Consider the following 14858-nt stretch of genomic DNA (forward strand, 5'->3'; position numbering starts at 1 on the left):
ATCTCACAAATTTAAAAGCTAAAAATGTTTAATTTCTACAAAAAAATATTAAAAAAAGACATTTTTTATTAAAGAAATATTTTTAAATAAAACATAAATAGCTATAAAACAACAAGTTAAATATTTACAAAAATATTATTAATATTTAGTCTAAATAAGTTGTAGTATCGAAAATGAGTTTTTATATTTGCACTGTTATTTTTAATTATTCCAAATAAAGAACATGAAATATATTTTACTCCCCCTAACTTTTTTAACATTCTGTTTCAACAGCCAAGCCCAAGAAATAGCAAGTAATACAAATAGTCCAAAAGATAATACCCTTTACTATTTTTCAAATGACAGTATTAAATCTATTAGTGACACTGTTAAAAACAAAAAAGGACAACAATTAAAAGAAGTTGTTATAACTGCAAACAAACAACCTAAACCAGTTACTGCTTTGCGTTCGGGATTAAAACCAATGGACACACCACAAAGCGTACAAGTTATAGGCTCTGAAATTATCGAACAACAACAAGCCATCCGATTGAGTGAAGTACTTAAAAATGCCAATGGTGTTTATGTAGGTTCAGCACGAGGTGGAGCTCAAGAATCTTTTTTCTCAAGAGGCTATGATATGTCTGCCAACAATATGTTTAAAAATGGTTTCCGCTATAACGCAGGTTCTATTCCTGAGGTTTCTTCTTTAGATAAAGTAGAATTCTTAAAAGGTGGTTCTGCTTTATTATATGGGAATGTAGCACCAGGAGGAATCTTGAACTTAGTAACTAAAACACCTTCTTTCAAAAGTGGTGGGGAAGTATCTATGCAAATAGGAAGTTACTCTTTCTACAAACCTTCTGTAGATTTTTATGGTCCATTAAACAAATCTATTGCCTATAGATTTACAGGTTCTTATGAAAACTCCGAAAGTTTTAGAGATGTTGTAAAAAGAGAGCGTATTTATGTTAACCCCTCTTTACTTTTCAATGTAACCGATAAAACTCAAATTACAGTACAAGGAGATTTTTTAAGTGACGATTGGACTCCTGATTTCGGAACTGGAATAATCGGAACTGAAATTGTTGATGTACCACGAAGTAACTTTTATGGAGCTCTTTGGTCAAATGGAAAAACAAATTCTGCTAGTGCATCAGCATTGGTAAACCATGATTTCAACAAAAACTGGAAACTAAATTTCAACAGTTCATTTCAATCTTACGATAGAGAATCAAAATCGACAGCTCAATTATCAACTGTTAAAGACAATGGTGACTGGACTAGACCATTGGTTCAAAATAAAAACTTAGAGCAAATACTTGGTGATCAATTGAGTTTGCAAGGACACTTTAATACCGGATCAATAAAACACCAATTGTTTACTGGGGTAGATTGGGAAAACTCATTTACAACAGCTTACACTTATACTTTTACTCCTGCTAATTATGACACTATCAATCTCTATAATTTCGACCCATCAACACAAAGAAACGATATTCCAAATGGTACCGTTACTCAAATCGTAAAAACAGATACTAATCGTTTTGGAATCTACGCACAAGATTTAATTTCATTTACAGAGCAAATTAAACTTTTAGCTGGTATTCGTTGGTCTTGGCAAGAATCTCAAGCAGAAACTAACAATTTAGTAAAAAACACGATTACTGAAGGTGCAAAACGTCCAGATAATGCTTTCTCTCCAAAAATTGGATTAGTATATCAACCAACAAAAGACATGTCTTTATTTGCAAGCTACTCTAACTCTTTTACTCCAAATACAGGAACTACAGTTGATTTGCAACCAATAAAGCCTTCGATTATAGATCAATATGAAGCAGGTATTAAAAAAGATTTCTGGAGAGGAGTTTTGAGTACCAACGTTACTGTATATCAAATCACAAACAACAATTTAGCACAAACTGCAGAATTCAAAGCTGACGGATCTGCAAATACGGATACCTCGATAAAAACATTGAGTGGAGAAACAAAAAGTAAAGGTATTGAAGTCGATGTTACCGCTAGACCAATTGAGGGTCTGAGTATTATTGCAGGTTACAGTTACAATGACATGCGTTATACTAAAACTTCTGGTTTAAACGGTAGTTTTATAGAAGGAGATCGTGTTGTAAGAACTCCTGCAAATACAGCCAACTTAAGTTTTTTCTATACATTGCAAACTGGAATGCTAAAAGGTGTTTCTCTTGGAGCAATAGGAAACTATATTGGTGACCGTCTTGGAGGTTGGAACAACCAATACAACAATGACCTAACTAAATACCCTGATGGAATTTGGCACAGAGAAATCCCATTGGAAGGATACACAACCATTGACGTCTCTGCAGGTTATAGTTGGAAAAAAATATCAGTTCTTTGCAAACTGGCAAATATTACAAATGAATTAAATTACACGGTACACGAAAATTACAGTGTAAATCCTATTGCTCCACGTCAAGTATTGGTAAGTTTAAAATATCAATTATAAAAACTTAATTTGATTTTTAATTATATCGAAACATTTTTTTTTGCAACATCATTTGCAATAAACATAAAAACCTCGTTTAGCAATAAACGAGGTTTTTATGTTTGTAAATGGAAGTGTATTTTAACTATATTTGATAGTATTCTCAAAATCAATCATTAACTAATCCATTCCTTAACCTAACGATAAAAGCATGACAGAAACCAAGCAGAACCAATTAAAAAAAAGTCTAGGGTTAAGTTTTAATATTGCTGTTTTAATTGGAGGTACAATTGGTGTTGGTATTCTTCGTACACCTGGCGCTATTGCAGGAATGTTAAATGATTATTGGCTTATAATTATCTGTTGGATTTTTGGAGGAATATATATACTAATTGGCGCCAATTCCTATGCCGAATTAGCAACAATGTTACCAAAAGCTGGAGGTTCATACAATTATATAAAAAGAGCTTTTGGAGATTATGCCGGTTTTATATCAGGATGGTTTGATTATATAACCAATGTGGTTCCACCTGCTTTTTACTGCATCGTGATTAGCGAATACATTGTTATTTTATTTCCAAATTTGGAAAGTTACTCAACAGTCATTGCTATTGCCTTTTTAATTGGGTTTGTGTTTATACATATCAGCGGAATAAAAAATGGGAGTCTGATTCAGCAAATAACTAGTTTAATTAAAGTCATTTGCTTTGTGGCATTAATTGTGGCTTGCTTTATGTATTCGGGAGTAAAATTAAATCCCATCGAAAAAAACAGTTCTTTTTTTGAAATAGGAATTTTGTTTGGCTTTTTCAAATCACTCCAACTCATCATTGGTACTTACGACGGTTGGTATTCCGTTTGTTTTTTTGCCGAAGAAGATAAAAATCCAAGTAAAAACATTCCTAAATCATTATATACTGGAGCCATACTCGTCATATTAATTTATGTATTAATCAATATTGCTTTTTTCCATGTCTTACCGGTTGCTTCATTGGCTAATTCGCATTTGGCGGCTGCTGATGTATCCAAAGTAGTTTTTGGTGATAAAGGAGCCATTATAGTAACCGTTATCGCTATATTATCTTTGATTAGTATTCTAAATGCCTATATGATGATTCCTGCAAGAATATTGTATGGACTGAGCCGAGATGGTTTTTTCTTTCAAAAAGGGACAACTATCAACAAAGGTGGTACTCCAATAGTAACACTCTTAATTTCTTCCTTATTTAGTTTAGTCTTAATTGGCATCGGCACATTTGAAGTATTATTTTCATTTGGAACGTTCATGTCAGTTATTGTTTGGGGATTAGCTTATTGCTCGCTGATAAAATTAAGAACTAAAGAACCTAATTTAGCAAGACCCTATCGATCTAGGTGGTATCCTTGGTCAACGGTAATTGCAATTATGGCAACTTTTGGATTATTGATTGGTTTCGTTTATAGTGACACCAAAAACTTTGTAATCATAGTAATCATCACGATAATTTCCTATCCTTTATTTTTAGTACTAAATCACAGAAACGAAAAGAATAAATAATTAATCCATAAAACAAAAAAATCCCAATTCCGAAAATTTCAGAATTGGGATCTTATATTTTAGAAAAGGCCTGTTATTATTTCAAACTCACTAAACTCTGCTCAATCGTAGCAATTTTAGAAAGTGCATCGGCTTCTTTTTGTCTTTCGTTAGCCAAAACTTTTTCTGGCGCACCATTCACAAATTTCTCATTCGAAAGTTTGCTTTGAACAGATTTCAAGAATCCTTGCGTATATACTAACTCAGCAGTAAGTTTCGCAATTTCTTCCTCAACATTGATATTTCCAGTGATTGGAATAAAATATTCATTCGATTTAACTCTAAATGACAACGCTCCATCCACTTTATCCGAAACATATTCTAAGGAAGTAATGTTCCCCAATTTAGTCACAACTGAATCAAAATAGGTAGACGCTTTATCATTGTTTACTACTTTCAATTCAATCGTATCCTTGAACGGAATATTCTTGTCTTTACGAATGGTTCTAATTCCGGAAATCACATCGATTGTATTTTCAAAATCAGTAATTAACTGCGAATTAAAAGGTTTCATTTCTGGCCAAGTCGAAACAATTAATGCTTCCTCAGTTGTTCTTTCTGCCAATATTTGCCAAATCTCCTCTGTCAAGAAAGGCATAAATGGATGCAATAATTTCAAATTATTTTCCAACATTTCTATTGCTTTCGCAAAAGTTACGCTGTCAATTGGCTGTTGGTACGCAGGTTTTATCATTTCCAAGAACCAAGAACAGAAATCGTCCCAAACCAATTTGTAAATTCCCATCAAAGCATCTGAGATTCTGTATTTTTCAAAATTGTCTTCAATTTCCAACAGGGTTTGTTGCAATTTGGCTTCATACCACTCGATTGCTACTTTTGAAGATTCTGGTTGAGGAATTTCAGTAGACACTTCCCAGCCTTTTATCAATTTGAAAGCATTCCATATTTTGTTGGAAAATGCTTTTCCTTGGTTGCATAATTCCTCGTCAAACATAATGTCGTTACCCGCAGAAGCACTTAAAAGCAATCCAACACGAACTCCATCGGCACCAAATTTTTCAATTAATTCTAATGGTTCAGGTGAATTACCCAAAGATTTAGACATTTTACGTCTTTGTTTGTCGCGAACCAATCCGGTCAAATACACATTCGTAAAAGGTTTTTTTCCAGTATATTCATATCCGGCAATAATCATTCTCGCGACCCAGAAAAACAAGATATCTGGACCAGTTACTAAATCATTGGTTGGATAATAGTATTTAAAATCTTCATTCTCTGGATTCATAATTCCTCCAAAAACGGACATTGGCCACAACCAAGATGAAAACCAAGTATCTAGCGCATCAGCATCTTGTTTCAAATCGGAAGCAAGAAGAGAAGGATTAGAAGTTTTTTCTTGCGCCAATTTTAAAGCTTCTTCGATAGTTTCTGCAACCACAAAATCTTCTTTTCCGTCTCCGTAAAAATAAGCCGGAATTTGTTGTCCCCACCACAATTGACGTGAAATATTCCAATCACGGATATTATTTAACCAATGTGCATATGTGTTTTCAAAACGTTTTGGATGTAATTTAATGTCACCATCAACCAAAACAGATTGTATGGCTGGTTTTACCAAATCTTCCATTTTCAAGAACCATTGATCAGACAAACGAGGTTCAATCACTGCTTTGGTTCTTTCAGAAGTTCCCACTTTATTCAGGTGCGTTTCAGTTTTTGCCAAAGCACCATTCGTTTCTAATTCTTTTACAATCTCGGTACGAACCACAAAACGGTCTTTACCTTGATAGTGCAATCCAAAACTATTTAGCGTAGCATCATCATTGAAAATATCAATAATCTCCAAATTATGTTTTTCTCCTAGCGTTTTATCATTCATATCATGCGCTGGAGTCACTTTCAAACAGCCCGTTCCAAATTCCACATCTACATATTCATCTTCGATAATCGGAACTACTCGACCGCAAATTGGCACAATTGCTTTTTTTCCTTTCAAATGGGCAAAACGTTCGTCATTTGGATTGATACAAATAGCTGTATCCCCAAAAATAGTCTCTGGACGCGTAGTGGCTACCGTCAAGAAATCTTCAGTTCCTTCTATTTTGTACTTTAGGAAATATAATTTTCCTTGTTGCTCTTCGTATATAACTTCTTCATCAGACAAAGTCGTTTTGGCTTCAGGATCCCAGTTTACCATTCGATATCCACGATAAATCAGGCCTTTGTTGTATAAATCCACAAAAGATCGAATTACAGATGCCGACATGTCGGGATCCATTGTAAATTTAGTACGTTCCCAATCACAAGAACAACCTAACTGCTTTAATTGATCAAGAATAACTCCGCCATATTTGTCAGTCCATTCCCAAGCATGTTTCAAGAACTCTTCTCGGGTCAAATCATTCTTGTTGATTCCTTCCGCTTTCAATTTAGCAACTACCTTAGCTTCAGTGGCAATAGAAGCGTGATCCGTTCCCGGAACCCAACAAGCGTTAAAACCTTTTAAACGTGCTCTTCGAATCAATACATCTTGAATTGTGTTGTTAAGCATGTGTCCCATATGCAAAACTCCAGTTACATTGGGAGGTGGAATTACGATGGAGTAAGGCGTTCTATGGTCTGGCTCCGAATGAAAATAATTATTTTTCATCCAATACGCATACCATTTATTCTCGATAGTTTTAGCGTCAAATTGTGCTGGAATTGTCATTTTATTGTGTATTCGTTGGATTGTTTATTCATTTATTCGCTTATTCTTTGATTTGTTTGTTGCTTCTTTATCTGAATTAAACAAACGATTCTACAGTTAAACGAGTAAACCTTTCTACTTTGGTTTGATTTTTGATATGTATATAAAGCACAAAAGTAAATAATTAAGCACAGTATAAAAAGGGAAATAAAAAATTGTGCATTAATTAAAAGATACTATATTTACTATACCTACTAAAAAAACATAAGGAAATGAAAAATATTACAGCTTTTATCGTCTTGCTATTTTTAAGCAACATTGGTTTTGCACAAAGCGGTCCAAAAATCAACATTCTTCAAGCAGAAAACACAGTTGACTATGGAAAAGTGTACAAATCAAGTGACAATGGTGTCCGAAGCTTTACATTTACCAATACTGGTGATACTCCTTTAAACATAACTGGAATTCAATCTACAGCAAGCTGCACCATATTGTACAAACCTAGCCAGGCAATTGCTCCAGGGAAATCAGACCGAATTGATATAAAATACAACATGGTTCCAGGACCAATCCGTAAAACCATTACTTTAGAGACCAATGCGGTAAACTATGAAGAAGGTCGGGTACCATTAAAAATTAAAGGAGAAGTACTCACAAACTAAAACAATTTTATTAAAGACGCTTTTATTTCAAAAGCGTCTTTTTTTTATAAAATGTCCTGCAGTTGGAAGGCAAATTTCAATATTTGATTATTTCGTTCTACTTCCAAATATATCCATTTATCATCCTCAGATTTAAACATTTCATTCAATTTTTGCAATGAATACCGATACGCAGGTGATTTATTGACTGAAATAATAATATCTCCAACCTGCAAACCAGAATTTGCTGCAGGCGATTTTTTTCTAATGTTGGCAATCTCATATATAGGTTTGAGTTGAAACTTATATTTAAAATCATTGGTTATATTCTTTCCGCTACTATCAAATGTAACACCCCCTGACAGAGGAACCGTTTCCAACTTTACAGTTTCTTGCACCCATTGCAAACCATTATGTTTTATTTCAATACCACTTTTATTATAAGTAAATGGTTCACTGAAATTAGAATTTTTCTTTAAATACAGCTTTTCATTTTTATAATCAAAAATCACTGAAAAACGTTTTAAAATTTCACCACCAACTGAACCTATTCGATTTTGAACCATGCGAACACTTTTTATGGAACTGGAATCCGGAAATGCAACAATCGGAGATTTAAAGTCATACTTATCAAACGAAAACTCAGAAATTCTAGCTCTTTTTCCTTCTATATCCCCACTAAAACCTTTTCCCAAAAAATCTTCAAAATACCTGGGAGGTACTTTAATTTGTTCCGATAAATTTTGAAAAAGCCAAACCGAATCACTATTCCCAATATCAATCAACATTTTCACGTCCACATTTGATTCATTCATAACAACATTACCTTTCAAATAAGGTTTGAATTTCTCAATCGTAATTGGGACTATACTAAATTTTTTTTTAATTTTTTTCCTTCTTTCATCATCATTTTTATAAATGATTACCTTTTTACTGGCGTAATCTATACGAACCAAATTATCTTTAAAAAACTGGTAGCCAATAATCCCATTTACCGGTATACCAATTTGTGAAGATAAATTAAAACTCTGATCCAAAATAACATAAATAAGTTGATTATGAGACGTCAAACCATCCATATCCAAAATATTATTGGTAGTTTTTAGCCCCTCAATAGCATCTTCACTACCCAAACCTTTCAAAGTTATTTTTTCGGAATTATAAAAATTAACATCCGGATTATCCTCCAAACTAAAAAGAATAGTTTCCTCTACACCGGTATCTAAAAGAAAATTCAACTCAACCCCATTTACTTTTATCGGAATAAAAACCAAATTATTGATTAAAACCAACGGCACGGTAACTTTTTCGATTCCTTTGTCAAATACAAAACCATCCTGGGCAAAAACAGGCATTATTGTTAGTATTAAAAGAAAAAATATACATTTTTTTTCCATTTAGTTATATTTCTATATTATTACCCAATTATACGATAATAATGGACGAAAAACAACAAAATTGATACATTGTTTACAGTGATTTTGAAAAATAAATTGCAAATTTGCACCTCAAATTTTACAATCATGCCTGAAATTTCAATCAGAGGTCGAAGAATGCCGGAATCGCCAATCCGAAAATTGGCTCCTTATGCAGACATAGCTAAAAAAAATGGACGTAAGGTTTATCATTTAAACATTGGACAACCTGATATAAAAAGCCCCGAAATTGCTATCAAAGCGATAAAAAACATTGATTTAACGATCATCGAATATGGTCCTTCAGCGGGATACGAAAGTTACCGAAAAAAACTAGCTCAATTTTACACCAAACAAGATGTAAAAGTAGGCTATGAAGATATAATGATAACTACAGGAGGTTCTGAAGCACTTTTATTTGCTCTTGGAAGTATCATGGATCCAGGAGATGAAGTCATTATTCCTGAACCTTTTTATGCCAATTACAGTGCTTTTTCGGAAGAATCAAGCGCAAAAGTTGTGCCTGTAATTTCTAATATTGAAAGTGGATTTACACTGCCAACAATTGAAGAATTCGAAAAAGCAATTACGCCAAAAACAAAAGCTATTTTAATTTGTAATCCAAATAATCCAACAGGATATTTATATTCAGAATCTGAAATTAACCAGCTGGGAGAATTGGTAAAAAAACATGATTTGTTTTTAATCGCAGACGAAGTATATCGTGAATTCATATACGACGAAAGAGACCAACATTTTTCAGTAATGAATCTAAAAGGAATCGAACAAAATGTAATCATGATTGATTCGGTTTCTAAAAGATATAGTATGTGTGGAGCACGTATTGGTTGTATGGTGACTAAGAACAGAGAAGTTATTGCTGCCGCAATGAAATTTGCACAAGCTCGTTTGTGCCCGCCAACAATCGAACAAATTGCTTGCGAAGCTGCAATTGACACGCCTCAAAGTTATTTTGACGAAGTAATAGTTGAATACAAAGAGCGAAGAGATATTTTAATTAGCGAATTGAACAAAATTGAAGGCGTGGTCGTAAAGACACCAAAAGCCGCTTTTTATTGTATCGCTCAATTGCCTATTGATAATGCCGACGATTTTGCACAATGGCTTTTGGAAAAATACGAATTGAATGGCGAAACAGTAATGATAGCTCCTGCTGCTGGATTCTATTCCACTCCTGGAGTTGGTTTAAACCAAGTGCGTATTGCTTATGTTTTGAAAAAAGAAGATCTAATCAGTGCTGTTCGAATTTTGAAAGAAGCAATTACCGTTTATAATAAAAAATAAAAATTACCTTATAATTTTAAAAAGGCAATATCAATCAAATGGTATTGCCTTTTTTGATTTAATATTGAATTAATCAATCTTTTCATCAATTTTTGCTATAATTAAAACCCGAAACGATAGAAAATGTTTCCTTTTTATTAATTATCTTTACCCCTTAAAAATAGACACTCATAATAATAGTACCTTTTAATGATAAACAACGAAGAATTTCAAGACGAAATAGGAAACAATCATATTAGTACCAATGCCAAGAATCCAGTAAGAGAGGATGCATTTGCCATTACAGATGAAGAAAAGATTGATAAAATAAAAAAAGATGTCGAAAACATTCTATTAACATTAGGAATGGATTTGACAGATGACAGTATGAAGGGTACACCCCACCGTGTAGCCAAAATGTTTGTAAAAGAAATTTTTGGCGGATTGAATCCTGACAAAAAACCAAAAGCTTCCACTTTTGAAAACAATTACAAATACGGAGAAATGTTAGTTGAAAAAAACATTACACTCTACTCTACCTGCGAACACCATTTATTACCTATCATTGGAAGAGCCCATGTTGCTTACATTTCTAGTGGAAGAGTAATTGGTCTTTCAAAAATGAACCGTATTGTGGAACATTACGCCAAAAGGCCTCAAGTACAAGAACGCTTAACGATGCAAATTGTTCAAGAACTACAACAAGCTCTTGGTACTGAAGATGTAGCTTGTGTAATTGATGCTAAACACCTTTGCGTGAACTCAAGAGGAATCAAAGATATCGAAAGTAGTACGGTAACTTCAGAATTTGGTGGAAAATTCAAAGATCCACAAACAAAAAGAGAGTTTTTGGACTATATCAAATTAGACACTAAATTCTAATATTTAGAAAAAAGCTCATTATTACCCTAAGGCCCTAGCCCTGATTGCAGTGGAAATCCTTTTTTTCTGTCTCGCCTTTTGGACGAGACAGAAAAAAAGATTGAAACGGAAAGCAGGATAAAGCTCCAAAAAATAAATTTTATGTCCTTATATAAAAGTCAGACCTTAAAAATATACAATTCTCTTTCGGGAGAAAAAGAAACATTTACACCAATTAACGAAGGAAATGTGGGGATGTATGTATGCGGACCAACGGTTTACAGCAATGTGCATCTTGGAAATGTGAGAACTTTTATGTCTTTTGATGTAATCTTTAGGTATTTATTGCATTTGGATTATAAAGTCCGCTATGTTCGAAATATTACAGATGTAGGACATATTGTGGACGATGTGGATGAAGGTGAAGATAAAATCGCCAAAAAAGCGCGTTTGGAGCAACTGGAACCTATGGAAGTTGTGCAACGTTACACGGTTGATTTTCATGATATTTTGAATGCATTTAACTTTTTGCCTCCTAGTATCGAACCTACCGCAACTGGACATATTATTGAACAAATCGAAATCATAAAAACCATTATTGACAAAGGAATTGGTTATGTAGCCAATGGCTCTGTTTATTTTGACGTTGTTAAATTCAACGAAACCAATCATTACGGAGTATTAAGCGGTCGTAATATTGAAGATATGCTGGCCAATACCCGTGATCTTGACGGACAGTCGGACAAAAGAAATTCACAGGATTTTGCACTTTGGAAAAAAGCCGAACCACAACATATTATGCGTTGGCCCTCACCTTGGAGTGATGGTTTTCCAGGTTGGCACTTAGAATGTACTGCGATGAGCACAAAATATTTGGGTAACCATTTTGATATTCACGGTGGTGGAATGGATTTAAAATTCCCGCACCACGAGTGTGAAATTGCACAAAATGAAGCTTGTACTGGCCATACTCCCGTAAATTACTGGATGCATGCCAATATGCTTACTTTGAATGGTAAAAAAATGGCCAAATCTACCGGAAATAACATTTTGCCTGGAGAGATTTTAACTGGAGATAATGCTTTTTTAAGCAAAGCATTTTCGGCATCGGTAGCCCGTTTTTTCATGCTACAGGCACACTACAGAAGCATTCTTGATTTCTCTGACGAAGCGATAATTGCAGCCGAAAAAGGATACAAAAGATTGATGGAAGCGATGGATTCTTTAAAAGAAATTTCGGAAAATACCAACAGTTCAATAGACATTACTGAGTGGAAACAATTGTGTTATGATGCCATGAATGATGATTTCAATACACCAATTCTTATTGCGCAATTATTTGAAGGAGTCCGTTTTATTAATTTATTAAAAGACGAAAAAGAGACTTTAAATGCCGTTGATTTGAAACTATTCACAACAACTATGCAAGCTTTTGTATTTGATGTTTTAGGATTGGAAGAAGAAAAAACCAATGGTAACACTGAGAAATTAGAAGGTGTCGTAAATATGCTTATCGGTATGCGCAAACAAGCAAGAGACAATAAGAATTTTGCATTGTCGGATCAAATTCGTGACCAGTTAATAGCTCTTGGAATTCAATTGAAAGACGGGAAAGAAGGGACTACGTTTAGTATTCAGTAAGCAGAAAATAGAAGTCAGATTGCAGAACCGAGATTTAGAATTAAGATAACAACATCTAAAATGTTTTCAAGAATAATAGCTTATCCTTTTATACTACTCGTTCGGTTTTATCAGGGAGCTATATCCCCTTTTACTCCTGCTGCTTGCCGATTTGAGCCGACTTGTTCAAGCTTCATGATTCAGGCTTTACAAATTCATGGATTATTTTACGGAGGTTATCTAGGACTAAAAAGAATTTTGCGATGTCATCCTTGGGGCGGAAAAGGATATGATCCAGTCCCTGAGAAAAAATGCAGTCACAAACATTAAAAAAGAAAAATTCATATATAGCTAATATTGTTTATTTTGGAATATGTAATTCGCACATCCTCATTGGTATTGCAGCCAATTTATGATTAAGCTCATTTCTTACCTTTTAATTAACACAGTCAATCAAATCAAAATAGTATTTTCACAAAAAATAAAAAATAAATGACACACGCTTTAAACATTGTATGGAATCCTTCCGAAGGTATTGATTTAGGTTTTTTTATTATTCGCTTTTACAGTTTAATGTTTGTAATAGCCTTTGGATTGGGATGGTACATTATGAAACATATTTTTGAAAGAGAAAATGTTTCTGTCGAAAAGTTAGACTCTTTATTTGTCTGGACGGTATTAGCCACCTTAATTGGCGCCCGATTAGGACATGTTTTCTTTTACGATTGGGAATATTACCGAAACAATCTGGCCGAAATTATTTTGCCATTCCGATTGAGCCCCAAATTCCAATTTACAGGATACCAAGGATTAGCGAGTCATGGCGCTGCTATTTCGATTATTGTTGCAATGTATTTCTTTAGCAAAAAAGTACTTCAAAAGCCATTATTATGGATATTGGACAGAGTCGTTATTCCTGTTGCCAGTGGAGCAATTTTCGTTAGACTGGGAAATTTTTTCAATTCGGAAATTGTAGGTAAAGAAACTACCTCTTCGTTTGGGATTCGCTTTGTGAGAGATCAATTTACTCCAAGAGAAGCTATCAATGCGACTCAACTTCCTACGCCAAAAGAAGCATACAATGCTATTGCCACCAATCCACAATTCGCCAACTTATTAGAACAAGTTCCCGCCAAACATCCAGCCCAATTATATGAAGCTTTTTGCTATATATTTGTATTTGCAGCATTGTTTTTCCTTTATTGGAAAACAGATGCCAGAAAAAAATCAGGATTTTTATTTGGTTTGTTTTTAGTACTTTTATTCACGGTTCGTATCATAGTGGAGTCAGTAAAAGAAAGCCAGGGAGGTTTCGAAAGTGATTTAGGAAACATATTGTCAACTGGACAATGGTTAAGTATTCCGTTTATAATAGTTGGATTGTATTTTGTAATTACCGCAAAAAAGACAACTGAAATATAAATTGAACCTATCATAATTTAAAAATAGCCACTAAAAATTCAGTGGCTATTTTTTTACTACTTAATTCTTGAAGTCTCAAAAACTGTTGTTTTTTCTTCTAAAAAAAGTTCAGAAACCTGATTAAATTTCAAGAAATACAATTCTTCTTTATGTAAATCCAGCCCCTCTTTATTTTTCCAAACTTCATGAAGAATAAAGACATTCGGGTCTTGTATACTATGATGCAAATCATATTGAAGACAAGGCTTCTTCTTTCCTAGAATTCTTTGATAAATCTATCAAAATTGACCGCAATTCTTCTCTATACTCTGATTTAGATTTAATAATTACTGTCAAATTTATCTCCATAATTAGTTCAAAAATAATTGAGTCAAATGATTTCTGTACATTTCTAAATCACTATCAACGTTTGCCCCTTTCATAACATCATGAAAATGCAAGCTTTCTAAAGGTTTCATCCCAGTAAAAGCATTCATTCTGTGGAATCCAAATAACACTCCATCGTCAACGCTTGTTTCCCCAAAGAATTCACCAGGCAAGGTGAAAGCTTCTTTCGGTGCATTCCAAGAAGAAGTGATCATGTATTTTCTGCCGTGTAGCATCCCTCCTGTACCGTAATTAATTGCAGGATTTTTAGAGGATCGCCCGTCACTTTTGTAAATACCGTTGTCATGGCCTTCGGTAAAAACTACATCAATGTATTTCTTGAAAGCGTGTGGCAATTGAAACCACCAAATTGGAGTATGATAAATAATCACATCGGCCCAAACAAATTTTCCCACTTCTTGAGCTGGATCAAACTCATCGTTTACATCAGTACTTTTCACTTCAAAATCTTTGTGATTTAAAAAAAAATCAGCAGTCGCATTGGCTATAGTTTGATTGAATCTTCCACCTGAATGTCCGAACTTTTGTCCCCCATTTATTATAAATATCTTTTTCATAG

Annotated in this window: 12 protein-coding genes; 8 read left to right on the forward strand and 4 right to left on the reverse strand. The window is 33.8% G+C overall.

Annotated features, from left to right (window positions below; all coding sequences use genetic code 11):
- Positions 1-223: 223 nt before the first annotated feature.
- Both DOS84_RS06990 and DOS84_RS06995 read left to right on the forward strand, forming a co-directional pair.
- Positions 224-2464: a TonB-dependent siderophore receptor gene (locus DOS84_RS06990; protein ID WP_111409400.1), complete on the forward strand. Its 2241-nt coding sequence runs from the start codon at positions 224-226 to the stop codon at positions 2462-2464.
- A gap of 190 nt (positions 2465-2654) precedes the next feature.
- The gene (locus DOS84_RS06995) at positions 2655-3980 is read left to right on the forward strand and encodes an APC family permease (protein WP_111409401.1); all 1326 of its coding nucleotides are present in this window, start codon (positions 2655-2657) and stop codon (positions 3978-3980) included.
- A 76-nt stretch (positions 3981-4056) separates the two neighbouring features.
- Here DOS84_RS06995 and DOS84_RS07000 read toward each other — a convergent pair whose 3' ends face one another.
- Complete coding sequence (locus DOS84_RS07000; RefSeq protein ID WP_111409402.1) at positions 4057-6690, reverse strand: valine--tRNA ligase; 2634 nt, start codon at positions 6688-6690, stop codon at positions 4057-4059.
- Between the two features lie 251 nt (positions 6691-6941).
- On the opposite strand from DOS84_RS07000, the gene DOS84_RS07005 reads away from it, so the two are divergent.
- On the forward strand, positions 6942-7331 hold the full coding sequence (locus tag DOS84_RS07005; RefSeq protein ID WP_111409403.1) for a DUF1573 domain-containing protein: 390 nt from the start codon (positions 6942-6944) through the stop codon (positions 7329-7331).
- Between the two features lie 44 nt (positions 7332-7375).
- Here DOS84_RS07005 and DOS84_RS07010 read toward each other — a convergent pair whose 3' ends face one another.
- Positions 7376-8665, reverse strand: coding sequence for a PDZ domain-containing protein (locus DOS84_RS07010; RefSeq protein ID WP_243636331.1), 1290 nt, complete (start codon positions 8663-8665; stop codon positions 7376-7378).
- A 168-nt stretch (positions 8666-8833) separates the two neighbouring features.
- Here DOS84_RS07010 and DOS84_RS07015 point away from each other — a divergent pair, with 168 nt between their 5' ends.
- From DOS84_RS07015 to lgt, 5 genes are all read left to right on the forward strand, one after another.
- A complete protein-coding gene (locus DOS84_RS07015; RefSeq protein ID WP_111409405.1) occupies positions 8834-10030 on the forward strand; it encodes a pyridoxal phosphate-dependent aminotransferase in 1197 nt (398 codons plus the stop codon).
- 189 nt (positions 10031-10219) lie between these two features.
- The gene (folE, locus tag DOS84_RS07020; protein WP_111409406.1) at positions 10220-10891 is read left to right on the forward strand and encodes a GTP cyclohydrolase I FolE; all 672 of its coding nucleotides are present in this window, start codon (positions 10220-10222) and stop codon (positions 10889-10891) included.
- Positions 10892-11032: 141 nt separating this feature from the next.
- A complete protein-coding gene (gene cysS, locus DOS84_RS07025) occupies positions 11033-12511 on the forward strand; it encodes a cysteine--tRNA ligase (protein ID WP_111409495.1) in 1479 nt (492 codons plus the stop codon).
- A 60-nt stretch (positions 12512-12571) separates the two neighbouring features.
- Positions 12572-12820 carry a membrane protein insertion efficiency factor YidD gene (gene yidD / locus DOS84_RS07030; protein WP_111409407.1) on the forward strand — a complete coding sequence of 83 codons (249 nt, stop codon included), beginning with the start codon at positions 12572-12574 and terminating at the stop codon, positions 12818-12820.
- A gap of 162 nt (positions 12821-12982) precedes the next feature.
- Entirely contained in the window at positions 12983-13912 is a 930-nt protein-coding gene (lgt, locus tag DOS84_RS07035) for a prolipoprotein diacylglyceryl transferase (protein WP_111409408.1), read from the forward strand.
- 56 nt (positions 13913-13968) lie between these two features.
- Here the strand turns inward: lgt and DOS84_RS19465 are convergent, their stop codons facing one another.
- Together DOS84_RS19465 and DOS84_RS07045 are read right to left on the reverse strand one after the other, a co-directional pair.
- On the reverse strand, positions 13969-14187 hold the full coding sequence (locus tag DOS84_RS19465; RefSeq protein WP_111409409.1) for a putative quinol monooxygenase: 219 nt from the start codon (positions 14185-14187) through the stop codon (positions 13969-13971).
- Between the two features lie 75 nt (positions 14188-14262).
- Positions 14263-14856 (reverse strand): NAD(P)H-dependent oxidoreductase, encoded by a 594-nt coding sequence (locus tag DOS84_RS07045; protein ID WP_111409410.1) that lies wholly within the window; start codon positions 14854-14856, stop codon positions 14263-14265.
- Positions 14857-14858 lie beyond the last annotated feature (2 nt).

Origin of the sequence: Flavobacterium aquariorum (genome assembly GCF_003254745.1) — a bacterium.
Lineage (GTDB): Bacteria > Bacteroidota > Bacteroidia > Flavobacteriales > Flavobacteriaceae > Flavobacterium > Flavobacterium aquariorum.

Excerpts from the sequence above, each read along its gene's own strand:
- DOS84_RS06990 (WP_111409400.1), top strand. The coding sequence starts at position 224 with ATGAAATATATTTTACTCCCCCTAACTTTTTTAACATTCTGTTTCAAC.
- DOS84_RS06995 (WP_111409401.1), top strand. The coding sequence starts at position 2,655 with ATGACAGAAACCAAGCAGAACCAATTAAAAAAAAGTCTAGGGTTAAGT.
- DOS84_RS07000 (WP_111409402.1), bottom strand. The coding sequence starts at position 6,690 with ATGACAATTCCAGCACAATTTGACGCTAAAACTATCGAGAATAAATGG.
- DOS84_RS07005 (WP_111409403.1), top strand. The coding sequence starts at position 6,942 with ATGAAAAATATTACAGCTTTTATCGTCTTGCTATTTTTAAGCAACATT.
- DOS84_RS07010 (WP_243636331.1), bottom strand. The coding sequence starts at position 8,665 with ATGCCTGTTTTTGCCCAGGATGGTTTTGTATTTGACAAAGGAATCGAA.
- DOS84_RS07015 (WP_111409405.1), top strand. The coding sequence starts at position 8,834 with ATGCCTGAAATTTCAATCAGAGGTCGAAGAATGCCGGAATCGCCAATC.
- folE (WP_111409406.1), top strand. The coding sequence starts at position 10,220 with ATGATAAACAACGAAGAATTTCAAGACGAAATAGGAAACAATCATATT.
- cysS (WP_111409495.1), top strand. The coding sequence starts at position 11,033 with ATGTCCTTATATAAAAGTCAGACCTTAAAAATATACAATTCTCTTTCG.
- yidD (WP_111409407.1), top strand. The coding sequence starts at position 12,572 with ATGTTTTCAAGAATAATAGCTTATCCTTTTATACTACTCGTTCGGTTT.
- lgt (WP_111409408.1), top strand. The coding sequence starts at position 12,983 with ATGACACACGCTTTAAACATTGTATGGAATCCTTCCGAAGGTATTGAT.
- DOS84_RS07045 (WP_111409410.1), bottom strand. The coding sequence starts at position 14,856 with ATGAAAAAGATATTTATAATAAATGGGGGACAAAAGTTCGGACATTCA.